This is a genomic window from Polaromonas sp. A23, assembly GCF_002001015.1.
Classification (GTDB): Bacteria; Pseudomonadota; Gammaproteobacteria; order Burkholderiales; family Burkholderiaceae_C; genus Polaromonas.
In genome coordinates this window covers 238,931-264,724 of record NZ_MUNO01000022.1, presented here as the reverse complement: position 1 = coordinate 264,724, position 25,794 = coordinate 238,931, and the positions used below count along the sequence as shown (strand labels likewise).

Annotated in this window: 24 protein-coding genes; 18 read left to right on the top strand and 6 right to left on the bottom strand. The window is 61.5% G+C overall.

Annotated elements, in window-relative coordinates; genetic code table 11:
* Window positions 1-86: 86 nt before the first annotated feature.
* Complete coding sequence (gene hemA, locus B0B52_RS12595; RefSeq protein ID WP_077593985.1) at window positions 87-1,367, bottom strand: glutamyl-tRNA reductase; 1,281 nt, start codon at window positions 1,365-1,367, stop codon at window positions 87-89.
* A 116-nt stretch (window positions 1,368-1,483) separates the two neighbouring features.
* Between hemA and B0B52_RS12590 the strand changes: the two genes are divergently transcribed.
* Complete coding sequence (locus B0B52_RS12590) at window positions 1,484-1,774, top strand: hypothetical protein (RefSeq protein WP_077594098.1); 291 nt, start codon at window positions 1,484-1,486, stop codon at window positions 1,772-1,774.
* Window positions 1,775-1,786: 12 nt separating this feature from the next.
* On the opposite strand, the gene ugpQ is transcribed toward B0B52_RS12590, so the two are convergent.
* The 5 genes from ugpQ to ugpB form a co-directional block, all read right to left on the bottom strand.
* Complete coding sequence (gene ugpQ / locus B0B52_RS12585; RefSeq protein ID WP_139351920.1) at window positions 1,787-2,524, bottom strand: glycerophosphodiester phosphodiesterase; 738 nt, start codon at window positions 2,522-2,524, stop codon at window positions 1,787-1,789.
* Window positions 2,521-3,537 (bottom strand): sn-glycerol-3-phosphate import ATP-binding protein UgpC, encoded by a 1,017-nt coding sequence (locus tag B0B52_RS12580; protein WP_077593983.1) that lies wholly within the window; start codon window positions 3,535-3,537, stop codon window positions 2,521-2,523. The genes ugpQ and B0B52_RS12580 overlap by 4 nt, the downstream gene beginning before the upstream one ends.
* Window positions 3,538-3,596: 59 nt before the next feature.
* A complete protein-coding gene (gene ugpE, locus B0B52_RS12575; RefSeq protein WP_077593982.1) occupies window positions 3,597-4,448 on the bottom strand; it encodes a sn-glycerol-3-phosphate ABC transporter permease UgpE in 852 nt (283 codons plus the stop codon).
* A gap of 79 nt (window positions 4,449-4,527) precedes the next feature.
* Window positions 4,528-5,415: a sn-glycerol-3-phosphate ABC transporter permease UgpA gene (gene ugpA / locus B0B52_RS12570; RefSeq protein ID WP_077593981.1), complete on the bottom strand. Its 888-nt coding sequence runs from the start codon at window positions 5,413-5,415 to the stop codon at window positions 4,528-4,530.
* Window positions 5,416-5,525: 110 nt separating this feature from the next.
* The gene (ugpB, locus tag B0B52_RS12565; protein WP_077593980.1) at window positions 5,526-6,836 is read right to left on the bottom strand and encodes a sn-glycerol-3-phosphate ABC transporter substrate-binding protein UgpB; all 1,311 of its coding nucleotides are present in this window, start codon (window positions 6,834-6,836) and stop codon (window positions 5,526-5,528) included.
* A gap of 204 nt (window positions 6,837-7,040) precedes the next feature.
* Between ugpB and B0B52_RS12560 the strand changes: the two genes are divergently transcribed.
* The 17 genes from B0B52_RS12560 to B0B52_RS12480 all read left to right on the top strand — a co-directional run bounded on the left by B0B52_RS12560 (window position 7,041) and on the right by B0B52_RS12480 (window position 25,723).
* Entirely contained in the window at window positions 7,041-10,976 is a 3,936-nt protein-coding gene (locus B0B52_RS12560; protein ID WP_077593979.1) for a DUF3683 domain-containing protein, read from the top strand.
* 19 nt (window positions 10,977-10,995) lie between these two features.
* Window positions 10,996-11,409, top strand: coding sequence for a gamma-butyrobetaine hydroxylase-like domain-containing protein (locus B0B52_RS12555; protein WP_077593978.1), 414 nt, complete (start codon window positions 10,996-10,998; stop codon window positions 11,407-11,409).
* Between the two features lie 160 nt (window positions 11,410-11,569).
* Complete coding sequence (gene ubiE / locus B0B52_RS12550) at window positions 11,570-12,301, top strand: bifunctional demethylmenaquinone methyltransferase/2-methoxy-6-polyprenyl-1,4-benzoquinol methylase UbiE (RefSeq protein WP_077593977.1); 732 nt, start codon at window positions 11,570-11,572, stop codon at window positions 12,299-12,301.
* A gap of 23 nt (window positions 12,302-12,324) precedes the next feature.
* Window positions 12,325-13,272, top strand: coding sequence for a Tim44 domain-containing protein (locus tag B0B52_RS12545; RefSeq protein ID WP_077593976.1), 948 nt, complete (start codon window positions 12,325-12,327; stop codon window positions 13,270-13,272).
* A gap of 156 nt (window positions 13,273-13,428) precedes the next feature.
* Window positions 13,429-14,019, top strand: coding sequence for a hypothetical protein (locus B0B52_RS12540; RefSeq protein WP_077593975.1), 591 nt, complete (start codon window positions 13,429-13,431; stop codon window positions 14,017-14,019).
* Entirely contained in the window at window positions 14,016-15,569 is a 1,554-nt protein-coding gene (gene ubiB / locus B0B52_RS12535) for a ubiquinone biosynthesis regulatory protein kinase UbiB (RefSeq protein WP_077593974.1), read from the top strand. The genes B0B52_RS12540 and ubiB overlap by 4 nt, the downstream gene beginning before the upstream one ends.
* Before the next feature lie 45 nt (window positions 15,570-15,614).
* Window positions 15,615-17,060 (top strand): sodium:solute symporter family protein, encoded by a 1,446-nt coding sequence (locus B0B52_RS12530; protein ID WP_077593973.1) that lies wholly within the window; start codon window positions 15,615-15,617, stop codon window positions 17,058-17,060.
* Window positions 17,061-17,193: 133 nt separating this feature from the next.
* A complete protein-coding gene (locus tag B0B52_RS12525) occupies window positions 17,194-17,538 on the top strand; it encodes an FmdB family zinc ribbon protein (protein ID WP_077593972.1) in 345 nt (114 codons plus the stop codon).
* Entirely contained in the window at window positions 17,538-18,158 is a 621-nt protein-coding gene (locus B0B52_RS12520) for a DUF502 domain-containing protein (RefSeq protein ID WP_077593971.1), read from the top strand. Before B0B52_RS12525 ends, B0B52_RS12520 begins: the two co-directional genes overlap by 1 nt.
* A gap of 47 nt (window positions 18,159-18,205) precedes the next feature.
* Complete coding sequence (gene aspS / locus B0B52_RS12515) at window positions 18,206-20,005, top strand: aspartate--tRNA ligase (RefSeq protein WP_077593970.1); 1,800 nt, start codon at window positions 18,206-18,208, stop codon at window positions 20,003-20,005.
* A gap of 128 nt (window positions 20,006-20,133) precedes the next feature.
* Window positions 20,134-20,580 (top strand): dihydroneopterin triphosphate diphosphatase, encoded by a 447-nt coding sequence (gene nudB, locus B0B52_RS12510; protein WP_077593969.1) that lies wholly within the window; start codon window positions 20,134-20,136, stop codon window positions 20,578-20,580.
* 112 nt (window positions 20,581-20,692) lie between these two features.
* The gene (gene clsB / locus B0B52_RS12505; RefSeq protein ID WP_077593968.1) at window positions 20,693-21,952 is read left to right on the top strand and encodes a cardiolipin synthase ClsB; all 1,260 of its coding nucleotides are present in this window, start codon (window positions 20,693-20,695) and stop codon (window positions 21,950-21,952) included.
* A gap of 143 nt (window positions 21,953-22,095) precedes the next feature.
* Window positions 22,096-22,827, top strand: a complete 732-nt coding sequence (folE, locus tag B0B52_RS12500; RefSeq protein ID WP_077593967.1) for a GTP cyclohydrolase I — start codon at window positions 22,096-22,098, stop codon at window positions 22,825-22,827.
* A gap of 9 nt (window positions 22,828-22,836) precedes the next feature.
* Window positions 22,837-23,262, top strand: coding sequence for a BLUF domain-containing protein (locus B0B52_RS12495; RefSeq protein ID WP_077593966.1), 426 nt, complete (start codon window positions 22,837-22,839; stop codon window positions 23,260-23,262).
* A 227-nt stretch (window positions 23,263-23,489) separates the two neighbouring features.
* Complete coding sequence (locus B0B52_RS12490; protein ID WP_077593965.1) at window positions 23,490-24,371, top strand: DMT family transporter; 882 nt, start codon at window positions 23,490-23,492, stop codon at window positions 24,369-24,371.
* 15 nt (window positions 24,372-24,386) lie between these two features.
* Window positions 24,387-25,220, top strand: coding sequence for a DUF429 domain-containing protein (locus B0B52_RS12485; protein WP_077593964.1), 834 nt, complete (start codon window positions 24,387-24,389; stop codon window positions 25,218-25,220).
* A 95-nt stretch (window positions 25,221-25,315) separates the two neighbouring features.
* A complete protein-coding gene (locus B0B52_RS12480) occupies window positions 25,316-25,723 on the top strand; it encodes a thermonuclease family protein (protein WP_168173544.1) in 408 nt (135 codons plus the stop codon).
* Window positions 25,724-25,794: the final 71 nt, after the last annotated feature.

Here is a 25,794-nt window from a genome sequence, read left to right as displayed (position 1 = left end):
AGGCAAAACGTTCAGGAGAGTGGCCGGCAAAAACCGGCGCCGCGTGCAGCCCGGGTGCAAGGGCTGCGGGGTTCGCGGAAAGGGCGCTAACGCTCTTTCTGTTCCTTGGGCAGGTTGCCGCGCAAAAACAGCCGGGACACGGTTTGCGCTGTGGCCTCGCGGTTTTCGGCATTGCCTGCATGCAACTCCGCCAGTGCGCCGTGCAGCATCTTCTGTGTCAACCCGCGTGACAGCGCCTCGAGGACGTCATCCACGGACTCACCCTTGGCCAACAGTTTTTTGGCGCGGGCAATTTCCAGCGCGCGCCATTCATCGGTCTGCGCGTTCAGCTGCTGGATCAGCGGAACGCTGCGCCGCTGGTCCAGCCAGTGCATGAAGTTCTGCACGCCGGCGTCGATGATGACCTCGGCCTGCGCAACGGCGGCCTGCCGGTTGTCCTTGCCGGTTTGCACCACATGTGCCAGGTCGTCCACGGTGTACAGGTAGATATCGGGCAGGTCCTTGACTTCCGGCTCGATGTCGCGCGGCACGGCCAGGTCGACCATGAACATCGGGCGGTGCTTGCGCAACTTGACCGCACGCTCGACCGCACCCAGGCCGATGATGGGCAGGGTGCTGGCGGTGCAGCTGATCACAGCATCGAATTCGTGCAGGCGGCTGGGCAGGTCGGCCAGGCGCATGACCTCGGCGCCGAAGCGGCCGGCGAGCTTCTCACCGCGCTCCAGCGTGCGGTTGGCCACCGTCATGGCTTTCGGGTTCTTGGCGGCAAAGTGGGTGGCCGCCAGGTCGATCATTTCGCCCGCGCCTACAAACAGCACCTTGATGTCGCTCAGATCCTCAAACAACTGGCCCGCCAGGCGGACCGAAGCGGCAGCCAGGCTGATGCTGTGTGCGCCGATCTCGGTGCTGGTGCGAACTTCCTTGGCGACTGCAAAGGAGCGCTGGAACAGCTGGTGCAGCGTGGTGCCCATGGCGCCGGCGTCTTCAGCGGCGCGCACTGCGTCCTTCATCTGGCCCAGGATCTGTGGCTCGCCCAGCACCATGGAGTCCAGCCCGCTGGCGACGCGGAAGGCGTGGCGCGCAGCATGGTCGTTTTCCAGCGTGTAGGCATGGGAGCGCAGCAGTGCGGGCGATACGCCGCCGTGCTGCGCCAGCCATTCGATGGTGTGGCCCAGGTCGGACCTGTCGCCAGCGCAATAGATCTCGGTGCGGTTGCAGGTGGACAGCAGCGTGGCTTCGGGCTGGCGCGCCAGCGAGGACCGCAAGCCCTTCAACGTGGGTTCAATCTGGTCGAGGGCGAACGCAAACCGCCCGCGCAAATCGAGCGGTGCAGTGGTATGGTTGATGCCCAAGGCCCAGACTGACATTGCCGGATTATAAAATTGAAGGCGGCGAGAAGCGGCGAGATTCTTTCAATCCCCTTGATAAAGGGCAAGTCGGCCCATTGATGATCGCCCGCTGCCGCTTGTTCCTCGCTCAAACCATGACCGCTCTCAATCTCATCAACCAGTTGCTCAATTTCATGGCTCCGGCAGCATTTGTGGCCTTGATGGTGGTGTTGCTGTCCCGAGGTTTTGGCCGGTTTTTGGGGTCAAAAAGGCCTCTGGCCCTTTCCCTCTGGGCGCAGCTAGCTATTGTTTTTGTAGCGTCGGTTCTTGTGCTGGTGGCCGGACTGGTGATTTTTGGCCGCGACGGCAAGATGGCAAGTTATGCTGCCCTGGCTGTGGGGGCCGCCACCTGCCAGTGGGTGCTGTTGGGCAGCTGGAGAGCCTGAGTAGCTCGGGGCTCAGGTTCCGGGCGCAAACAGGTCGACGCGGTCGGTGATGATGCCGTCGGTACCCAGATCCAGCAGCCGTTGGGCGGCCCATTCGTCGTTGACGGTGTAGCTTAAGGCACGAAAGCCGGCGCTCTTGGCCTGCAACACGCTGGAGCTGTCCCACAGGGCGTGGTTGCAGACCAACGCGATGCAGTCCAGGGTCAGCGCTGTTTCCAGCCAGCCCTTCCATAAACTGTCGAGCAGCAGGCCGCGTGGCAACTGGGGTTGCGCGGCTTTTGCAGCTTCCAGCGCCTCGGGCTGAAAAGACGTCAGCAGCGGAGGCACGGCAGCACCTTCCCACAGACGCGCTGCGGCGTTTGCAACCACCGTACCGGTTTGCGCCTCCAGGCCTGGGGTGGGCTTGATCTCGATATTCAGGAAATAGCCGTTGCGTAGGCAATAACGCGCCACGTTGTCCAGGCTCGCCAGCGGCTCGCCGGCATAAGTACGAGAGTGCCACCCGCCCGCATCAAGTTGCGACAACTTCTCCCAGGGTTGGTCGCCGCCCGTGCCGTGGCCGCTGGTGGTGCGCTCCAGCGTGGTGTCATGCATCAAAAAAGGAACGCCATCGGCGCTCAGTTTTACATCGCATTCGAACATGCGGTAGCCGTGCGTGGCGCCAAGGCGAAAGGCCGCCAGCGTGTTTTCAGGCGCAAGCCGGCCCGCACCGCGGTGGGCAACCCAGCGCGGATAGGGCCAATCTGTCAAAGCCTTTTTCCTGTTGCGGCGTCGAACCAGTGCAGCCGGTCAGGGCGCGGCGTGACGTAGATGGTCGCGCCAATTTCCGGTGTGGCCTGGGTCTCGTCGGTGCGCACAATCAGGAATTCGTCGCCGAAGCGGCAATACACCAGGCGTTCGGCACCCAGCATTTCCATGGTGTCCACCTGCACGGCCCAACCCGTTGCGCCGATTTGAAGGTGCTCAGGACGGATGCCCAGGATGGTCCCGGGCTGGCCGCCGACCTCGGCATTGGGCGCGTGCTTGAGCAGGTTCATGGGCGGCGAGCCCATGAAACTGGCCACAAACGTGGTCGCGGGCCGGTTGTAAACCTCTTCAGGCGTGCCGAACTGCTCCATGCGGCCGGCATTCATGACGATCATGCGCTGCGCCAGCGTCATGGCTTCGACCTGATCGTGGGTGACAAAGAGCGAGGTGATGCCGAGTTCGCGGTGCAGCTTCTGGATTTCCAGACGCGTCTGCACGCGCAGCTTGGCGTCCAGGTTGGACAGCGGCTCGTCGAACAGAAAGACTTGCGGCTGGCGCACGATGGCCCGGCCCATGGCCACGCGCTGACGCTGGCCGCCGGAGAGCTGGCGCGGCTTGCGGTCCAGCAGGTGGCCCAGCTCGAGAATCTTTGCGGCCTTGTCAACCCGGGTCTTGATTTCGTTGATGGGCACCTTCTTGATCTTCAGGCCATAAGCCATGTTGTCGAACACGCTCATATGCGGGTAGAGCGCATAGTTCTGGAACACCATGGCAATGTCGCGTTCGGCCGGTTCCAGTTCGTTGACGACGCGCCCGCCGATGGAAATCTCGCCGCCGGTGATTTCTTCCAGACCGGCCACCATGCGCAGCAGGGTGGATTTGCCGCAGCCAGACGGTCCGACGATCACGATGAATTCGCGGTCGGCAATGTCGGCGTTGACGCCATGGATGACCTGTAGCGCATGTTTTCCGGTGCCGTAGTGCTTGACGACGTCTTTGAGTTGGATTGAAGCCATTGAGACAACCTACGTTGGGTTTAATTCGAGCGGGCGCGCAGGGGCGCTTAGTGGGAGGGTCATTTTTCGGTATCCACCAGGCCTTTGACAAACCAGCGCTGCATCAGGATCACCACCAGTGCGGGTGGAATCATGGCCAATACGGCGGTAGCCATCACGATGTTCCAGTCGGTTGCGGCGTCGCCGCCGCTGATCATCCGCTTGATGCCGATCACGACGGGATACATGGTTTCGTTGGTTGTAACAAGAAGGGGCCAGAGGTACTGGTTCCATCCGTAGATGAACTGGATCACAAACAGTGCCGCAATGCAGGTGGAAGACAGCGGTGCCAGCACATCGATGAAAAAGCGCATGGGTCCGGCCCCGTCAATGCGGGCTGCCTCGACCAGTTCGTCAGGCACAGTGAGGAAAAATTGCCGGAACAGAAAGGTGGCCGTCGCAGAAGCAATCAGCGGCACGGTGAGTCCCGCGTAGGTATTCAACATGCCCAGGTTAGCCACGACGGCATAGGTGGGACCGATGCGCACTTCTACCGGAAGCATCAGCGTGACAAAAATCGCCCAGAAGAAGAACATCCGGAAAGGAAAGCGAAAGTAGACGATCGCAAAGGCCGAAAGCAGCGAGATCGCAATTTTTCCGACGGCGATCACCAGCGCGGTGATCAGGCTGACCATCATCATTCGCCCCACCGGCGCATTCGAGGCCGCGCCCATGCCCGTTCCCTGCAGCGCGGCTGTGTAGTTTTCGACGAGGTGTTTGCCCGGCAGCAACGACATCGGCGCCTGCAAAATCTCGGCCGCGGTTTGTGTCGAGGCGACGAAGGTCACGTAAAGCGGAAATGCGACCACCAGCACGCCAATGATCAGCACCAGATGGGATAGGACCCGCAAATAAGGGTTGCGTTCAACCATCAGCGACCGCCCGTCGGCCCGAAGTGCGCTGAATTCGCTCCAGGGGCGCGGTGAACAAGGTGAACTTTGGGAGCAATCATCAGTACTGCACTTTCTTCTCGACGAACCGGAACTGGACGATGGTCAGCGCGATCACGATCACCATCAGCACCACGGACTGCGCGGCAGAACCACCGAGGTCGAGCGCCTTGAAACCGTCGTAGTAGACCTTGTAAACCAGAATGGCTGTGTCCCTGCCGGGGCCGCCTTCGGTGGCGGCGTCCACAATCGCAAACGTGTCGAAGAAGGCGTAGACCACGTTGATCACGAACAGGAAGAACGTGGTGGGCGACAGCAGCGGAAACTGGATCGTCCAGAAGCGGCGCCATGGCCCCGCGCCGTCAATGGCGGCGGCTTCCACCAGGGATTTAGGAATGCTCTGCAACCCCGCCAGAAAAAACAGAAAGTTGTAGGAAATCTGCTTCCAGACCGCGGCGATGACGATCAGCGTCATCGCGTGGGTACTGTTCAACAGGTGGTTCCAGTCCAGGCCCAAACCCCGAAGGGCGTAAGAAACAATGCCGATGGATGGGGCGAACATGAAGAGCCACAAAACACCTGCCACGGCCGGTGCCACTGCATAGGGCCAGATCAGCAGGGTCCGATAAACCAGCGCGCCCTTGACCACGCGGTCGGCAAACACCGCAAGCAGCAATGACAAGCCAATGCCGAGACCGGCGACCAGCACCGAGAAGATGGCGGTGATCTTGAAAGAGGCCAGGTAGGAGGCGTCCTTGAGCAGGTTGGCAAAATTCTGCAAACCAACCCAATCCGTGGACAGGCCAAATGCATCCGTCTGCTGAAATGACTGGAGCAAGGCCTGCGCAGCAGGCCAGAAAAAGAAGATGGCAATCACGGCCGCCTGGGGTGCGAGAAGCACCCAGGGCAGCCATGCAGAGCGAAATACGACGCGTTTTTCAGAAGCCACGGTGTTCAGTCAAAATCGCCTCGCGCGTGGGGCCGGGCGAGGCGAGAGGAGAGAGTCTGCCCTCAAAGGGGCCGCACGGGTTCAACCCGCGCGGCGAGTTTAAACCAGCGCTATTTGTTCGCGCTCTGGAACCGAACCAATTGCTCGTTGCCCCGGCTGACAATGGCGTCAAGGGCTTCTTTGGCTGTTTTCTTGCCGGCCCAGACCTGCTCCAATTCTTCGTCTTCGATGGCGCGAACCTGAATGAAGTTGCCCAGGCGTATGCCGCGCGACTTGTCCGTGGTTTTCCGGATCATCTGGTTAACAGCCACGTCGGTGCCCGGATTTTGCTTGTAGAAGCCGGATTTTTCGGTCAGCTCGAACGAGGCCAGCGTGATGGGCAGGTAACCGGTGCGCTGATGGCTCTTGGCCTGGATTTCTGCGTTGGTCAGGTAGTTGAAGAAATTTGCCACGCCCTTGTATTCTGCCGGCTTCTTGCCACCCATGACCCACAGCGAGGCGCCGCCAATCACTGTATTTTGCGGTGCGCCAGCGACATCGGGATAGTAAGGCAGCGGGGCGATGCCAAAGTCAAATTTGGCGTTTTTCTTGATGGTGGCGTAGGTCGACGACGATGCCGTCGCCATGGCACATTCACCCGAATAAAACGGTGCGTCGGCCTTGTTGCCGCGTCCACGGTAGACAAACAACCCCTGTTTGGCCATGTTGGACAGGTTCTCGATGTGGCGCACATGCAGGGGGCTGTTCACGGCCAGCCGGGCGCCAGTGCCGCCAAAGCCGTTGTTCTGCGTCGCAAACAGCGTGTTGTGCCAGGTGGAAAAGCTCTCAAGCTGCGTCCAGCCCTGCCAGCTGGTGGTCAGTGGACAGCTCACGCCTGAAGCCTTCAACTTTGCTGCAGCCAGAACGACCTCGGGCCATGTGGCGGGCGGTTTGTTGGGGTCCAGGCCAGCCTTGCGGAACATGTCCTTGTTGTAATTGAAAACGGTTGTCGAGCTGTTCAGCGGAAAACTCAGCATCTGGCCGTTGGGTGCCGTGTAGTAGCCCACAACCGCGGGAATATAGGCCTTGGGATCGAACTTGTAGCCGGCATCGGCTAGGACCTTGCCCACCGGCACCACCGCGCCCTTGGCGGCCATCATGGTGGCTGTGCCGACTTCAAACACCTGCAGGATGTGCGGAGCATTTCCGGCACGGAAGGCGGCTACGGCCGCCGGCATGGTTTCATCGTAGGTACCCTTGTAGGTGGGAACAACCTTGTACTCCTTCTGGCTGCTGTTGAACCCGTTGGCCAGATCGATCACCCAGTCGTTCAGCCCCCCGGTCATCGAGTGCCACCACTGAATTTCGGTTTGCGCATGGCTGGTGACGGGCACAACGAGCGCGCAAGCCGCCAAAGTGATTGCGGTCAAGCATTTTTTCATTACAACTCCTGGATGAAACGGTTTGATAGAACAATGAACCGTCTAGTCTAAAAATAATTTGTGACAAGAGATTTAAACGGCTTGCCGTTCTCCTCACAAGCGGGTTTCCACGAGGGGCGTTGAGGTGAAGGTGGGTAAATGTTGCGCTGCGGTAACATAGGGGACACAGGCCGGACCCACGTCCAAAACTACCGGCTTTCCATGATGAATGCTCCTGAAATCCACCACTCCTTGAACGTCCTGGCCGATGAAGCCAAGTCGGGCGAAGCCCGCATTCGCGAGATCCCCTACAACTACACCTCTTTTTCCGACCGCGAGGTCGTGATCCGGTTGCTGGGCGTACGTGCCTGGGACCTGCTGAACCTGCTGCGCGACGAACGCCGCACCGGCCGCTCTGCCCGCATGCTGTACGAGGTGCTGGGTGATGTGTGGGTGGTGCAACGCAACCCCTATTTGCAAGACGACTTGCTGGACAATCCCAAGCGCCGCAAGATGCTGGTCGATGCCCTGCAGCACCGCCTGTCTGAGGTCGAGAAGCGTCGCACGCCGGGCGCCGATATGCAGCGCGACGTCATCGTCGGTGAACTGCTGGACACCGCCAGGGCTGCAGTCAGCCGCTTCTCCACCTCGTTCGAGGAGATGGCCGACCTGCGCCGCCAGACCGCGCGCAAGCTCGGCAAGTTCACGCTCAAGGACAACATCAAGTTTGATGGCTTGTCGCGTGTCTCGCACGTGACAGATGCGACCGACTGGCGCGTCGAATACCCGTTTGTCGTGCTGACACCGGACACCGAAGTTGAAATGGCCGGCCTGGTTAAGGGCTGTATCGAGCTCGGTCTGACCATTATTCCGCGCGGCGGCGGCACGGGTTACACCGGCGGCGCAATTCCGCTGAGCTGGAAATCGGCCGTCATCAACACCGAAAAGCTTGAAGCCATGACCGAAGTGGAGCAGGTCGCGCTCCCCGGTCTGGACCAGCCCGTGGCTACCGTCTGGACCGAGGCTGGCGTGGTGACCCAGCGTGTGGCCGATGCGGCCGAACGCGGCGGTTATGTGTTTGCGGTCGATCCGACCTCAGCCGAAGCCTCGTGCATAGGCGGCAACATCGCCATGAATGCCGGCGGCAAGAAAGCCGTGCTTTGGGGCACGGCACTGGACAACCTGGCTTCCTGGCGCATGGTGACGCCTGAGGCGCAGTGGCTGGAAGTCACGCGCCTGAACCACAACCTGGGCAAGATCCACGACGCCGAGATGGCCAGTTTCGAGCTCAGGTATTTCGAAGCGGACGGCAAGACGCCGGTGCGCACGGAGCGTCTGGACATCCCAGGCAAGACCTTTCGCAAGGAGGGCCTTGGCAAGGACGTGACGGACAAGTTCCTCAGCGGCCTGCCCGGCATCCAGAAAGAAGGCTGCGACGGCTTGATCACCAGCGCGCGCTGGATCGTGCACCGCATGCCGGCGCACACCCGCACCGTCTGCCTGGAGTTTTTCGGCAATGCCAAGGACGCGGTCCCGAGCATCGTCGAGATCAAGGACTTCATGTTCGCCGAACAAAGGCGCGGCGGCGCCATTCTGGCGGGCCTGGAACACCTGGACGACCGCTACCTGAAGGCGGTCGGTTATGCGACCAAGTCGAAGACCCACGGCGGTCTGCCGAAAATGGTGTTGGTTGGTGACATCGCCGGTGATGATGCCGACGTGGTGGCGCGCGCCACCTCCGAAGTCGTGCGTATCGCCAATTCGCGCCGCGGCGAGGGCTTCATCGCCATCAGCCCCGATGCCCGCAAGAAATTCTGGCTGGACCGCAAGCGCACCGCGGCCATTTCGCGCCACACCAACGCCTTCAAGATCAATGAGGACGTGGTGATTCCGCTGCCGCGCATGGCCGAGTACACCGACGGCATCGAGCGCATCAACATCGAGTTGAGCCTGGCCAACAAGGTCAAGCTGTGCGACACCCTGGAGGCCTTTTTCCTCAAAGGCAATTTGCCGCTGGGCAAGTCGGACGACGCCGGGGAAATCCCCACGGCCGAGCTTCTGGAAGACCGCGTCGGCCAGGCGCTGGCGCTGGTTGCTGATGTTCGCGCGCTGTGGTCTGGCTGGTTGCGCGATATCGATACCCTGTTCCCGCAGCTACAGGACCATTCGCTGCGCGCCAGCTGGAAAACCCAGCTGCGTGCTCCGCTGCAAGCCATTTTTTCCGGTGCTGCTTTTGCGCCGATTCTTGAGCAGTGCACGGCCATCCACAAGCAGGTGCTCAAAGGCCGCGTCTGGGCTGCGCTGCACATGCATGCCGGTGATGGCAATGTGCACACCAACCTGCCGGTCAACAGCGACGACTATGAGATGCTGCAGACCGCCCACCATGCGGTGGCCCGCATCATGGTGCTGGCGCGTTCGCTGGACGGTGTGATCTCCGGCGAACACGGCATTGGCATCACCAAGCTGGAGTTCCTGACCGACGCCGAACTTCAGCCTTTCGCTGACTACAAGGTCAGGGTGGACCCCGAGGGCCGCTTCAACAAAGGCAAGTTGCTACGAAATCAGGAGCTGTATGCGCCCGTAGATATTGGGCAAAGGGCCAAAAAAACTGATAACTCTGCGCCGGAGAGCCTGTTTGCCGACTTGACGAATGCCTACACACCGAGCTTCGGCCTGATGGGCCATGAGTCGCTGATCATGCAGCAGTCCGACATCGGCGCGATTGCCGACAGCGTCAAGGACTGCCTGCGTTGCGGCAAATGCAAACCGGTGTGCGCCACCCATGTGCCGCGCGCCAACCTGCTGTACAGCCCGCGCAACAAGATCCTGGCAACCTCGCTGTTGGTCGAGGCCTTTCTGTACGAAGAGCAGACGCGGCGCGGCATCAGCATCAAACACTGGGAAGAGTTTGAAGACGTGGCCGACCATTGCACCGTCTGCCACAAATGCCTGAGCCCGTGTCCGGTGGATATCGACTTTGGCGATGTCTCCATGAACATGCGCAACCTGTTGCGCAAGATGGGCAAAAAAAGCTTCAGGCCAGCGGCCGCTTTTCAGTCCTGGTTCATAGGCACGGCCAATCCGCAGGCGATTCAGCTGGCGCACGCGCTGACAGGCATCAGTTTCAAGGCCCAGCGCCTGGCCAATGATCTGATGAAGGTATTGACGCGCAAACAAACGCAGGCGCCGCCCGCCACGGTCGGTACAGCGCCTGTCAAGCAACAGGTCATTCACTTCATCAACAAGAAAATGCCCGGTAACCTGCCCAAGAAGACGGCCCGGGCCTTGCTGGACATTGAAGACAAAGACTACGTACCCATCATTCGCAACCCGAAGACCACCACGGCAGAGTCCGAGGCGGTTTTCTACTTCCCGGGTTGTGGGTCAGAGCGCTTGTTCAGCCAGGTGGGACTGGCGACGCAGGCCATGCTCTGGCATGCGGGTGTGCAGACCGTGCTGCCGCCGGGTTACCTGTGCTGCGGCTATCCGCAGCGCGGCAGCGGCCAGTTCGACAAGGCCGAGAAAATCATCACCGACAACCGTGTGCTGTTTCACCGGATGGCCAACACCCTGAACTACATGGACATCAAGACCGTGGTGGTCAGTTGCGGTACCTGTTACGACCAGTTGCAGGGGTATGAGTTTGACAAGATATTTCCCGGCTGCCGAATCATCGACATCCATGAATACCTGCTGGAGAAAAACATCACCCTGGGCGATGCCGCGGGTGGCGGCTACCTGTACCACGACCCCTGCCACAGCCCCATGAAGCTCCAGGCACCCATGAAAACGGTGAAAGCCCTGGTGGGCGACAACGTGCTGGAAAGCAAACGCTGCTGCGGCGAGAGCGGTGGCCTGGCCTCCTCGCGTCCGGATGTGTCCACGCAAGTCCGTTTTCGCAAGGAAGAGGAAATACGCAAAGGCGAGACCATGCTTCGGGAGAGCGGTGCAGCGACGTCGAAGCAAAACATCAAAGTCCTGACCTCTTGCCCAAGCTGTTTGATGGGCCTGAGTCGCTATGAGGATGACCTCAAGACGGGGCTGCTGGAAGCCGACTACATCGTGGTGGAAATGGCTAACCAGATCCTTGGCAAGGAATGGCTGCCGGGCTACGTGAATGCGGCCAACAATGGCGGCATCGAACGCGTGCTGGTCTGATTCATCGAAGGAAAAGTTCATGGCTGGCCTGACCCCCGACACCCCCACCCCCACGGCACTCACGGTGCACAGCCAGTCGCGGGTGCTGGAAATCGCGTTTTCGGATGGTGCGGAGTTCAAAATTCCATTCGAACTGATGCGTGTCTATTCACCCTCGGCCGAAGTCCAGGGGCATGGCCCCGGCCAGGAAGTGCTGCAGACCGGCAAGCGCGAGGTCAAGCTGGTCGAGCTTGAGCCCATCGGCAACTATGCGGTCAAGCCGGTTTTCTCAGACGGCCACGAAAGCGGCATCTTTTCCTGGGACTATCTTTACTTCCTTGGTTCCGAGCAGGCCCGCTTGTGGGCTGACTATCTGCAGCGCCTGGAAGCTGCGGGCGCGCAGCGTGATGCACCCATGGTCGCTGCTGGCGGGCATGGGTGTAGCAGCCACTGATGCCTGCTGCGATCAGCCTCCTGACCGCTATCAACTTCATAGCTACCCGCGCAGGCAGTTTCTGCGCAGGTGTTGTTTTTCAACATATATACGGGGCAATGCCCCAAGCAAGGACAGGGTTGTCGCTTGAATTACCGGCTTTCACCCCTAGCATAAGACCATGAGCAGCACCCATTTCGGATTTGAGTCGGTTGACGAGAAGGACAAGGCGCGCCGCGTGCGCAGCGTGTTTGATTCCGTCGCGCCCAAGTACGACGTGATGAACGACCTCATGTCCATGGGCCTGCACCGCGCCTGGAAGGCCTACACCGTGATGGTGGCCGATGTGAAGGAAGGCCAGCAGGTGCTGGATATTGCTGGCGGCACTGGTGATCTGGCGCTGGCGTTTGCGCCCAAGGTCGGAAGCACCGGCTGTGTTGTCCATACCGATATCAACGAGGCCATGCTGCGCGAAGGCCGCAATCGCATGCTGGATGCCGGCAAGATCCTGCCGACCACGGTGTGTGATGCCGAGCATCTGCCGTTTGCCGATGCCAGTTTTGACCTGGTCACCGTGGCTTTTGGCCTGCGCAACATGACGCACAAGGACGAGGCCATCAAGGAAATGAACCGCGTGCTCAAGCCCGGCGGCAAGCTGCTGGTGCTGGAGTTTTCAAAAATCGCCAAACCGCTGGAGAAGGTCTACGACTGGTATTCCTTCAATGTGCTGCCCAAACTGGGCAAGCTGGTGGCCAATGACGACGCGAGTTACCGCTATCTGGCGGAGTCCATCCGCATGCATCCCGGGCAGGAAGAGCTAAAGGCCATGATGCACAAAGGTGGTTTCGGCCATGTGGACTATCACAACCTCACCGGCGGTGTTGTGGCATTACATGTTGGAATCAAGTGTTGAAACAATTAATCAGAGGAGACGGTATGAAAATCTGGTCTGCAATTCTGGCCGCTGTGTTGGCCACCATCATGCTCCTGGCCTATGCGCCTGCGGAAGCCAAGCGTCTGGGCGGCGGCGGATCGGTCGGGCGCCAGTCGTCCAATGTGACGCAGCGCCAGGCCACTCCGCCAGCACAGGCTCCTGCTGCGCCTGCCGCACAAACTCCCAAGAAGCCATGGGGCGCCATGCTCGGCGGCCTGGCCGCAGGCCTGGGTCTCGCCTGGCTGGCTTCGTCATTGGGTCTCGGCGGCGCTTTCGGGCAGATCATCATGTTTGCGCTGCTCGCCATGCTGGTTATGGTGGCTGTTGGTTTCATCATGCGCAAGCTCAAGGGCAACAATGCGCCAGGCGCGACGCCTTACGCCATGCAGGGTGCAGGCAGTGCAACCACGCCGCGCGATTACAGCCCTGCCAACGTCGGCAACGATTCCTCGGCACGGCCGTGGGAGCGCAACAGCATGGCCTTTGATGCGACCAAGGCCGGCACAGCGACCGCTGCCGGTGGCTCGATGATCGGCTCCGCCCTGGGCGGCGCGCAGTCCTGGGGTGTGCCTGCCGGTTTTGATGCCGAAGGATTCCTCAAAGCCTGCAAGACCAATTTCGTGACCCTGCAGGACGCCTGGGACCGTTCGGACGTCAACAGCCTGCGCGCCATGATGACCGACGAAATGCTGGACCAGATCAAAGCCCAACTGGCCGACCGTGAGTCGCACACCGGTGGTTCAACCAACAAGACAGACGTGGTCATGCTCGACGCGAAACTGTTGGGTATCGAAGAGCTCAGCGATGTCTACATGGCCAGTGTCGAGTTCTCGGGAATGATTCGCGAAGACGCTTCGGCAGGTCCGAGCCCCTTCCGCGAAGTATGGAACATGACCAAGCCGCGCACTGGCGGCGGCTGGCTGGTCGCTGGCGTTCAAGCGCTTCAGTAGCCCCCACGCTCCGCCGCTGCGCGGGTCGCTGCCCCCAGGGGGCGCTGCGCCTGCGGACCGGCGAAGCCGGATCCGCGGCCCCTGTTGGTCTTAAAAGTCCCTTCATCGCTTTCGCGATGAAGGGACTTTTTCAATCTGCTGCAAAATCGGGGGCGTATGCGCACTAACACCACGTCCCCTTTTTCTTTTCTGCAGTCCCTGGCCAGCCGTTTTCAACCGCCCGCCTGGTTTGTCGACGAAGGCCAGCAGAAGCTGGTGCTTTTGCTGAACCATGTCCTCATGCAGGAAAAAGAGGCACAGAACCGGCTGCTTCGAAAAAAGGGAAGTGTTGTTCACGTGCGTTGGGGCGCTTTCGGGCTGGATTTGCTCATCACACCCGCTGGTTTGCTGGACCGTGCAGCGTCCGGCACCAAACCCGATCTTTTGCTGGCCGTGACGGCCGAAGCGCCGGAGGTGATCATGCAGTCGGTGATGGCCGGCAAGGCGCCTCCGGTCAAGATTGAGGGTGATGTGCAGCTCGCCGCCGAACTGGGCTGGCTGGCTGACAACTTGCGATGGGACATTGAGGAAGACCTGTCGCGGTTGATTGGCGATGTGCCTGCGCACACGCTGGCAAACGCGGCGCGTCAGGGGCTGGCAACTCTGCGGCAATTTCTGGCGCAGGTGCCGCGGCCTTCCTCGTCCTCAGCCGCGGTACAGGCGGGTGAGCCGTCGGTGACGGAGTCTTCCAAGGCAGCATCCACATGAGCCGGCTGTTCCGGGGCGTGTTTATTGTCTGGACGGTGTTGCGTTTCGGACTGGACGAGCTGGTGCTTTCGAGTTTCAGCAAGCCTTGGGTCAGGATGCTGACCCGTATCGTGTCGGTCGGCCGCAATCTGAAAGCGCCGCGCGGCGAACGCCTGCGTGAGGCCCTCGAAAGCCTAGGCCCGATTTTTGTCAAGTTTGGCCAAGTCATGTCGACCCGGCGTGACCTGTTGCCGCTGGATATAGCCAACGAGCTGGCCAGACTGCAGGACCGCGTGCCACCGTTCGATCCGGATGTGGCCATGGCCATCATCGAAAAAGCCTTTGGCCGGCCCATCAACCAGATTTTTGCCACCTTCGAGCGCGAGCCCGTGGCCAGCGCCTCAATTGCGCAGGTTCACTTTGCCACCCTGCCGGACGGCCGTGAGGTGGCGGTCAAGGTGCTTCGGCCCAACATGCTGCCGGCGATCGAAAAAGACCTGGCGCTGATGCACATGATGGCAGGCTGGGTCGAAGGCCTGTCTACCGACGGCAAACGCCTCAAGCCGCGCGAAGTGGTGGGCGAATTTGACAAGTACCTGCATGACGAGCTCGATTTGCTGCGCGAGGCTGCCAACGCGGCCCAGTTGCGCCGCAACATGCAGAACCTGAATCTGGTGTTGATTCCGGAAATGATCTGGGACTTTTGCATGCCGGACGTGATGGTGATGCAGCGCATGTACGGCGTGCCCATCGGGCAAGTACAGCGCCTGCGTGATGCCGGCGTGGATATGAAAAAGCTGGCGCGCGACGGCGTCACGATCTTTTTTACCCAGGTGTTCCGTGACGGTTTTTTCCATGCCGACATGCACCCCGGCAACATCCAGGTCAGCCTGGACCCGGCGACCTTCGGGCGCTACATCTCGCTGGACTTCGGGATTGTGGGAACCCTTACCGAAGTGGACAAGGAGTATCTGGCGCAGAATTTCAGCGCGTTTTTCCAGCGTGACTACAAACGCGTCGCCGAATTGCATATCGAATCGGGCTGGGTGCCGCCCAGCACGCGCGTCGATGAACTCGAAGCCGCAATACGTGCCTGCTGCGAGCCCTACTTCGACCGGCCTCTCAAGGAAATTTCGCTCGGCATGGTATTGATGCGCCTGTTCCAGACCTCGCGCCGCTTCCATGTGGAAATCCAGCCGCAACTGGTGCTGCTGCAGAAAACCCTGCTGAACATCGAAGGCCTGGGCCGGGAGCTGGACCCCGATCTTGACTTGTGGAGCACTGCCAAGCCTTTTCTGGAAACCTGGATGCTCGAGCAGGTGGGCCCTGAAAAGCTGCTGGAGCAGCTCAAGGCCGAGGCGCCGACTTATGCGAAGCTGCTGCCCGGCCTGCCTCGCCTGCTGCAGCAGTATCTGAAAGGGCAGACGGGCGGGCATCGACGGGAGCTTGAAGAGCTGTTGCAGGAGCAACGCCGCACCAACAAACTGCTGCAAAGCCTGATTTATGGTGGCCTGGGATTTGCATTGGGTCTGCTCGCCATGCAGCTGGTGCTGCGGATTCGCCTTTTTTAGAAGGCGAAAATGTGGTGATAATCACGCATTCCTGAGGAGGCTGCTGTGCTTTTAACCCTGGTTTTTGTCTACCTACTGATCACCATTATCGTCGGCCTGTATGCCGCCAGGCGGGTCAAAAACACCGCCGACTATGCGATCGCCGGGCGCAACCTGCCGCTGATCATGATCGTGACGACAACCTTTGCCACCTGGTTTGGTTCCGAAACCGTGCTGGGCATCCCGGCGAAGTTTGTCAGCAGCGGCCTCAATGGCGTGGTGGAAGATCCCTTCGGCGCCGGCACTTGCCTGATCCTCGTGGGCCTGTTCTTTGCGGGCAAGCTGTACAAGATGTCGCTGCTGACCATCAGCGACTACTACCGTGAGCGTTACGGCCGCACCATCGAGGTGGCCTGTTCCATCATCATCATGATCAGCTACCTCGGCTGGGTGGCTGCGCAAGTGACGGCGCTCGGTCTGGTGTTCAACATCCTGTCCGGCGGGGCCATCAGCACGACGGCCGGCATGCTGATAGGCACGGCCTCGGTGCTGGCCTACACCCTGTTCGGCGGCATGTGGTCGGTCGCCGTGACCGACTTTATCCAGATGATCGTCCTGGTTGTAGGGCTTGCCGTACTGGCGGTGTTTGCGGGCAACCTGGCCGGCGGTGCCGACAAGGTGATTGCCCTGGCCACCAGCCAGGACCTGTTCCGTTTCTGGCCGGAACCCAATTTCAGGGACATGGTGTTTTTCTTCGCCGCCGCCATCACCATGATGTTCGGCTCGATTCCGCAGCAGGATGTCTTCCAGCGTGTGATGTCTGCCAACAGTCCCAGCGCCGCCACCAAAGGGCCGGTGATTGGCGGTGTCTTCTACATCCTGTTTGCCTTTGTGCCCATGTTCCTGGTCGCCAGCGCGTTGATCATCATGCCGGAACAGACGGCCGTGTTGCTCAAGGAAGATCCGCAGAAAATCCTGCCGACCCTGGTGCTGGAAAAAATGCCGTTCATCATGCAAGTGCTGTTTTTTGGCGCCTTGCTGTCGGCCATCAAGTCCACGGCGTCCGCGACCTTGCTTGCGCCCAGCGTGACTTTTGTGGAAAACATCTGGCGCCAGTTCAAGCCGCGCATGAGCGACAAACACGAACTCAAGCTGATGCGCACCACGGTGCTGGTGTTCAGCGGCCTGGTGCTGGTCTATGCCATTTCTATGCAGGGCACCTCGATTTACGACATGGTGTCGGGGGCTTACCAGGTGCCTCTGGTCGGCGCGTTCATCCCGCTGGTGTTTGGCCTGTACTGGAAAAAAGCCAGCACCCAGGGCGCGATTTTCTCGGTGATTTGCGGCATTGCGACCTGGTTGCTCTTCACCTTCAGCACCCTGGGCGAGCAATTTCCCGCGCAGCTCGCGGGTGTCCTGGCGGCGACGCTGGGAATGCTGGTGGGCTCGTTGACCCCGCAGACCATCGAAAACAGGCGGGGTAGCCACCACCACCTCTCGACGGAAGCCTGAGGGCCCGCAAGCCGACTGCTTCGCCCACCCAAAGGCGCGCCCGGCCCCTGGGAATGGCCTCGCGCCTATAATTGAAGGTTTTGCATACCCGGGGATTCCCGGGGCCGTGTCCCCTGACAAAACCTCTAGAACCATGCCAATCTACGCCTACAAATGCGAGTCCTGCGGGCATAGCAAGGACGTTTTGCAAAAGATGTCCGATGCACCGCTGACCGACTGCCCCCAGTGCGGCGCAGCCGCGTTCAAAAAACAGCTCACCGCGGCGGGTTTTCAGCTCAAGGGTTCGGGCTGGTATGTGACCGACTTCCGTGGTGGCGGTGGTGCCACAGCTGTGCCCCCGGTTGCTGGCGGCGAGACACCGGCTCCCGCTGCAAGCTCAGAAAGCAAGCCCGACACTGGGGCAAAACCCGCGGCCGCACCGGCGCCAGCGGTTGCTCCTGCACCGGCAGCTTCGGGTTCCACCTCCAAGGCTGACTGATGGCCGCTGTACGCCGATGGCTGCTGGCCGGCTTGCTGGTGCTTGTGCCACTGATCGTCACGGTGTGGCTGCTGAACTGGTTCATCGGCACGCTCGACCAGACGCTGCAGATCCTTCCTGGTAACTGGCACCCGGACAAGTTGCTCGGTTTCCACATTCCTGGCTTTGGCGTGGTGCTGGCGCTTGCCATTGTTTTGGCCATGGGTGCCGTTGCGACCAATTTTTTTGGCAAAAAACTGGTGAGCTGGTGGGATGCACTGCTCAGCCGTATCCCCATCGTCCGGTCGATCTATTCGAGTGTCAAACAGGTTTCCGACACGCTGTTTTCAGAAAACGGCAACGCTTTCCGCAAGGCGCTGTTGGTTCAATGGCCGCGTGAAGGCGTCTGGACCATCGCCTTTCAGACGGGCATGCCGGGGGGCGACGTCGTCAATCACCTGCCTGGCGACTACCTGAGCGTCTATGTTCCGACAACGCCCAACCCGACCGGCGGCTATTTCGTCATGCTTCCCAAGGCCGATTGCATTGAACTCAAAATGAGCGTCGATGAGGCCCTGACCTATGTCATTTCCATGGGCGTGGTGGTGCCGGGCAGCGCCGCTGCCTATAAGCCAAAGTAACCTTTTTTCCCAGCGCGCGAGCGCGCACAAGCACAAGCGATTTATTTATGACTTCCCAAATGCGTTCCCACTATTGCGGTCTGGTGACCGAAGCCCTGTTGGGCCAAACCGTCAGCCTGTGCGGCTGGGTCAACCGCCGGCGTGACCACGGTGGCGTGATTTTCATCGACCTGCGCGACCGCGAGGGGTATGTGCAGGTGGTGTGCGATCCCGACCGCGCCGACATGTTCGCCACGGCCGAGGGCGTGCGCAATGAGTTCTGCGTGCAGATCAAGGGCCTGGTCCGGGCGCGTCCCGAAGGCACCGTCAACGAGGCGCTGAAGAGCGGCAAGATCGAAGTGCTGTGCCATGAGCTGATCGTGCTCAACCCCAGCGTGACCCCGCCGTTCCAGCTTGACGACGACAACCTGTCCGAAACCACGCGCCTGACGCACCGCGTGTTGGACCTGCGCCGCCCCTACATGCAGAACAACCTGATGCTGCGTTACCGCGTGGCGATGGAAACGCGCAAGTTCCTGGATGCCAACGGCTTCATCGACATCGAAACCCCCATGCTGACCAAGAGCACGCCCGAAGGCGCGCGCGACTACCTGGTGCCCAGCCGCGTCAACGAAGGTCAGTTTTTTGCGCTACCGCAAAGCCCCCAGCTGTTCAAGCAGTTGCTGATGGTCGCCGGCTTCGACCGTTATTACCAGATCACCAAATGCTTTCGCGACGAAGACCTGCGCGCCGACCGCCAGCCGGAATTCACGCAGATCGATATCGAGACCTCCTTCATGGGCGAGCAGGACATCCGCGACATGTTCCAGGGCATGATCAGCAACATCTTCAAGACCGTGCTGGCCACCGACCTCGGCGAGTTTCCGGTCATGACCTATGCCGACGCCATGCACCGCTTCGGCTCCGACAAGCCGGACCTGCGCGTGAACCTGGAGTTCACCGAGCTGACCGACGTCATGGCTGATGTGGACTTCAAGGTGTTCAGCGCGCCGGCCACGACGCCGGGCGGCCGCGTGGTTGCACTGCGCGTGCCGGGCGGCTCCGAGATGAGCCGCGGCGAGATCGACGGTTATACGGAATTCGTGAAAATTTACGGTGCCAAGGGTCTGGCCTGGATCAAGGTCAACGACGTCAGCAAGGGCCGCGAGGGCCTGCAAAGCCCCATCGTCAAGAACATTCATGACGCAGCGGTGGCCGAGATCCTCAAGCGCACAGGCGCGCAAAACGGTGACATCCTTTTCTTTGGCGCAGACAAGGCCAAGGTCGTCAACGACAGCATTGGTGCCCTGCGCCTGAAAGTCGGCCACAGCGCGTTCGGCAAGAAGACGGGCCTCTTCACCACCGGCTGGAAACCGCTGTGGGTGGTGGACTTCCCGATGTTCGAACACGACGAAGAAGGGCAGCGCTGGAGCGCGGTGCACCATCCGTTCACCGCGCCGAAAGACGGTCATGAGGACTGGATGGACACTGACCCCGGCCGCTGCATCGCCAAGGCCTACGACATGGTGCTCAACGGCTGGGAGCTTGGCGGCGGCTCGGTGCGTATCCATCGCGCCGATGTGCAGAGCAAGGTTTTCAACGCACTTAAGATCGGCCCCGAGGAAGCGCAGGAGAAATTCGGCTTTCTGCTCGACGCCCTGCAATACGGCGCGCCTCCGCACGGCGGCCTGGCCTTCGGCCTGGACCGCATCGTCACCATGATGACGGGCGCCGAATCGATTCGCGACGTGATCGCCTTCCCCAAGACCCAGCGTGCGCAGTGTTTGCTCACGCATGCACCCAGCCCGGTCGACGAGAAGCAGCTGCGCGAATTACACATCCGCTTGCGCAACCCCCAGCCAGCGTGAATGTGGCCCCCACGGTCGCTCGCTTCGCGTAGCTTCCTGCCCCCCGAGGGGGTCGCTGCGCCTGCGGCCCGGCAAAGCTGGTTCCGCGGCCCCTGCTTGATGGGGACGGGGTTTAGCGTCTAGCGAACATGAAGCGCTTCAAGATTCCGGAATCGGTACTCGTCGTCATCCACACACCGGCGCTGGAGGTGCTGCTGATCGAGCGGGCCGATCATCCCGGTTTCTGGCAGAGCGTGACCGGCTCCAAAGACACCTTGGACGAACCGCTGGTGCAGACGGCGGTGCGCGAAGTGATGGAAGAAACCGGCATTCTGGCGCGGTCGCAAGACCTGCGGGACTGGGCACTTGCCAATGTCTACGACATTTATCCGTCCTACCGGCATCGTTATGCGCCGGAGGTGTTGCGCAACACCGAACATGTGTTCAGCCTGTGTGTGCCGTCCGCGGTGGCGGTGACGCTGAGCGCACGCGAGCACTCGGCCTGGCAATGGCTGCCCTGGTTGGCCGCCGCCGATCTCTGCTATTCCTCCTCCAATGCTGAAGCCATTTTGCTGTTGCCACAATTCGTGACATAAAGGGGAGGGCGGGCTGCCCTTGCAGGCTCTACAGTAAGCTGGCGGCATGCGCGGGCCGGCAGCCCGCGTCGAGACACGAGGCCTGCCTTTCCACGGAGACCCTTCACGACCCATGCCTTCGCTTACCACCCAACACGCGCTGCAGTTGCTGCAAGGCGGGCAGGCGTTGTTTCCCGCGATGGTCAAGGCGCTGGACGAGGCCACCGCCTGGGTGCAACTGGAAACCTACATCTTCGACTTCCATGGGCGCGGCGAGGAGCTTGCACAGGCCTTGCTGCGTGCGGCGCGGCGTGGCGTGCTGGTCCAGGTGCTGGTGGACGGCATTGGCACCAACAGGCCCAGCGCCGAATGGCAAGGCCGTTTTGCAGAGGCCGGTGTGCAGTGGCAGGAATATGCGCCCCTGGGTCGTGGCCGGTTCGCGGTGCTGGGCCTGCTGGTGCCCGAGCGCTGGCGTCGCCTGCACCGCAAGCTCTGTGTCGTCGACGAGCTGACCGTTTTTTGCGGCGGCATCAACATCCTGGACGACTTCTACGACCCCAACCACGGCGACCTGACGGCGCCTCGTTTCGATTTTGCGGTGGCGGTCACCGGTCCACTGGCGGCGGAGGCTTCGGACGCCATGGCCTTGCTCTGGTGGCGCGTGCAGGCGGGCTACAGCGCGCGTCAGCGCCACCTCAGTGCCGCCTGGGAGGCCGTCAAGGCAGCCGGTTACGGTGGCCGCAGCGGCACCGACCGCAAGGGCCGCGCCCTGCTATCTCTCCTCGGGCGCACAACGGACGCGACGGCGTCCGTGTCCGGCGCCAAGGCTGCGCTGGTGCTGCGTGACAATCTGTTCCACCGCAGCAGCATCGAACGCGCCTACCGCAGGGCCATCGGCCAGGCCCATGAGGAAATCATTATTGCCAACGCCTATTTCGTGCCCGGTGGCAAGTTGCGCCGGGCGCTGGTCCAGGCGGCCCGGCGCGGCGTCAGGGTGACGCTGTTGCTGCAGGGCCGCTACGAATACTTCATGCAGTACCATGCGGCGCGGCCGGTGTATGGCGCGCTGCTGGCGGCGGGCATCGAGATCCACGAATACGGCGCCGGCTTCCTGCACTCCAAGGTGGCGGTGATTGACGGGCACTGGGCCACAGTGGGCTCATCCAACCTGGACCCGCTGAGCTTGTTGCTGGCGCGCGAAGCCAACGTCGTGGTGGATGACCGGGCTTTTGCGCTGGACCTCCACCAGCGCCTGCTGCGGGCCATGGCCGGCGAGGGCCGGCGTTTGGACCCGGCCGCCTACAGCCGGCGGCCCTTGCGCCAGCGTGTGCTGGACTACATGGCCTACGCCCTGATGCGCCTGGCGCTGCTGGTGGCGGGGCAGCGTTATTGATTCGGGGCGGGCCGGCATGCCGTGGGAACGGGATTTGCTCCTGAATTCATAGCTATCTTCGCCCGTCCATCAAGGGCTGGAGGCCTAAAACCTGTGTAAAAATGGGACATCGCTCCTTTTGGTCGGGCTGGTAACATCTGGCCATGCTTATGAAATCCAATACGCCTGACACCCCGCTGGTTATTGACGAAGGAACGCCGGTCTCCGTGAAGATCCGCGAACGCCTCGCATTGGCGAAAAAACGCTTCAATGCCAACGACAACATCGCCGAGTTCATCCAGCCGGGCGAGCTGGAAAAACTGCTCGACGAGGTGGAAATCAAGATGCAGGGCGTGCTGGACAGCCTGGTGATTGACACCGAGACCGACCACAACACCCAGAACACCGCGCGCCGCGTCGCCAAGATGTACCTCAACGAGGTCTTCAAGGGGCGCTACGTCAGCGCCCCCACCATCACCGAGTTCCCCAACGCCGAGCGCCTCAACGAGCTGATCATCGTCGGGCCGATCACGGTGCGCAGTGCCTGCTCGCACCATTTCTGTCCGGTGATCGGGCAGCTCTGGATTGGCGTGATGCCCAACGAACACACCAATGTCATCGGCCTGTCGAAATACGCGCGTCTGGCCGAGTGGATCATGGGCCGGCCGCAGATCCAGGAAGAAGCCGTGGTACAGCTGGCCGACCTGATCCAGGAAAAAACCCGGCCCGACGGCCTGGCCATCGTCATGGAGGCCAGCCACTACTGCATGGGCTGGCGCGGCGTGAAGGACCTGGACAGCAAGATGATCAACTCCGTCATGCGCGGCGTCTTCCTCAAAGACCCCAATTTGCGCCGCGAGTTTTTATCCCTCATTCCCAAAAAGAGCAGCAGCTAAGGAATTCTCATGTTGGTACGCCTTCTTTACGCCAGCCGTTCGGCCAACCCCGCTTCCAGTGAAGTCACCGAGGCCATCCTGGCCCAGTCGCGCAGCCACAACCCGGCCATGGGGATCACCGGTATCCTCTGTTACGGCGGCGGCATTTTCCTGCAAGCGCTGGAAGGTGGTCGCGACCAGGTCAGCGACCTGTATGGCCACATCCAGAAAGACCCGCGCCACAAGGACGTGGTGCTGCTGCACTACGAAGAAATCACTGAGCGCCGTTTTGGCGGCTGGACCATGGGCCAGGTTAACGTGGCCAAGGTCAACGCATCGATCCTGCTCAAGTATTCCGAGAAGGCCGAACTCGACCCCTACGCCGTTTCGGGCAAGGTGTCGCTGGCCCTGCTGGAAGACCTGATGGCCACGGCTGCCATCTGCGGAAGGACGTGAGCCCCCACGCTCCGCCGTTTCACGGGTCGCTGCACCTTGCAGGCCGCCGCTCGCCAGAGGCTTCGCTTCTGGTGCCTGTCCAAAGCTGCTCAAGCAGCTTTGGAGCCGCAGGCTCCAGCCCCGAGGGGGCCGCTGCGCCTTGCGGCCCGGCAAAGCCGGTTCTGCGGCCCTGGCTGGTAAGGAAAAGCTTCAAGCTGCATCGTGGCCTCGCTGTATCGGTTTAACCGGTGCCTCTTTCCGCTCTCGCCCTGATCATTCTTGCCGGCCTGATTCACGCCAGCTGGAACATTGCCGCCAAAAAGGCGGGGGGCGATGCCCGCTTTGCCTTTTTCACCAGCGTGGTGATGATGGTTGTCTGGGCACCGGTTGGCCTGTGGGCCAGCTGGGGCGTGTTGCCCGGCTGGGGCTGGGCCGAATGGACCGTCGTTACAGTCAGCGGCGTGCTGCACGTGCTGTATTACGTCGTCCTGCTGCGCGGCTACCGCAAAGCCGATCTGACCGTGGTTTATCCGTTGGCGCGCGGCTCCGGGCCACTGCTGTCTTCACTGGTGGCGATCACCTTGCTGGGTGAGCAGATTTCCGCCATGGGCGTGGCGGGCATTGCCGGTGTGGTGGGCGGCGTGTTTCTGATTGCGGGCGGGCCTGGCCTGCTGCGTGCGGCACATGACCCGGCGCAGCGCCGCCGCGTGCACAAGGGTATGGCCTACGGCCTGCTCACAGGCGCCTTCATTGCCAGCTATACCGTGGTGGACGGGTACGGCGTGAGGTTCCTGCTGATGTCGCCCATCCTCGTTGACTACCTGGGCAATTTTGTGCGGGTGGCCTTGCTTGCGCCTGCTGTGCTGCGCGACAGGCCGGCCGCAGCCGCGATGTGGCGCCAGCAGTGGAAGTACGCGTTGATGGTCGGTGCCATCAGCCCGGTCTCCTATGTGCTGGTGCTGTATGCCATGCAGGTGGCGCCGCTCTCGCATGTGGCGCCGGCGCGCGAAGTCTCCATGCTGTTTGCCGCATTGATCGGCGGGCACCTGCTGGGCGAAGGCGACCGACTGCAGCGGCTGCTGGGCGCGGCTCTGATTGCCGCAGGCGTGATGGCGCTGGCGCTGGGCTGATCTCAAAATATCCGTATGACGCCTGAGACGCCTTTACTGGTCGGATGCGATTTTTCCAGCGCCCCGACACGCAGGAAACCCATTGTCCTGGCCTGCGGCACCAGCCGAAACGGGCGCGTTCAGCTGGCGAAGCTGGAGCGTTTCGAATCGCTGGACGCCTTCGAGGCCTGGCTGCGCCAGCCTGCCGGCTGGCTGGGCGCTTTCGATTTTCCATTCGGCCTGCCGCGGGAACTGGTGGAGCATCTCGGCTGGCCTGTTGCCTGGCCCGCGCTGATGACACATTACGCAGCATTGAGCCGCGCCGACATCCGACAGGCTTTTGCCGCGTTTTGCGATGCGCGCCCCGCCGGCGCGAAGTTTGCCCATCGCGCCACCGACAAACCGGCCGGTTCCAGCCCGTCGATGAAATGGATCAATCCGCCCGTGGCTTACATGCTGCATGCAGGGGCGCCCCGCTTGCTGGCTGCCGGTGTGCACCTGCCGGGTTTGCACGATGGCGACCTGTCGCGCATTGCGCTCGAGGGCTACCCTGGCCTGCTGGCGCGCGAGATCCTCGGCAGGCGGCCCTACAAAAGCGATGACCAGCTCAAGCAAACACCGGACCGGTTGATTGCCCGCAAGGACCTGATCACCGCGCTGGAAATGGGTCAGACCCGGCTGGGCCTGCGCCTGAAGCTCACCCATGCCCAGCGCGACACGCTGGTCGACGATGGCAGCGGCGACTGCCTGGATGCGGTGCTCTGCCTGATGCAGGCCGCATGGGCACAGGCACAGCACGAGCACGGCGCCCGCTGTTACGGCCTGCCCGACGAGCTGGATCCGCTCGAAGGCTGGATTGTCAGCGCATGAAAAGAACAGTTGCTGGAATCGCCATCACCTGGATTCGATTCGCTATATTTTTGATAGCTGCTTGCGCTGGTCCGGTATGGGCAGAGAGCGGAAAAGTGACACATGTCACCGACGGAGACACGTTCTGGGTCCGACTCGCCGGAGGCGGCAAGCCGGTGCCCGTCCGCATCGACGGCATCGATGCGCCAGAGATTTGCCAAGCCGGCGGCCAGGCCGCGCGCGCTGCCCTGGCCAGCCGGGTGGCGCGCCGCACGGTCACCCTGGCTGTCAGGCGCCATGACGACTACGGCCGCGCGGTTGCGAGCGTTCGGGTCGGCGGTGAAGATATCGCCGGATGGATGGTCGGCCAGGGCCACGCCTGGTCTTACCACTATGGTCGCGAGGGCGGGCCGTACCTGAAGCTGCAGGGGCAGGCTCAGGCCGCGCGAAAGGGTTTGTTTTCCGATCCGCACGCGCTGGCGCCGCGCTTTTTCCGAAAGCAGCACGGCTCCTGCCACCCTTGAGCCCGCAGGTGAAGGGCCTGACGTCCTACACGGAAATACGCGGGTACTGACGATTGGCCCGAAGCGGGCTG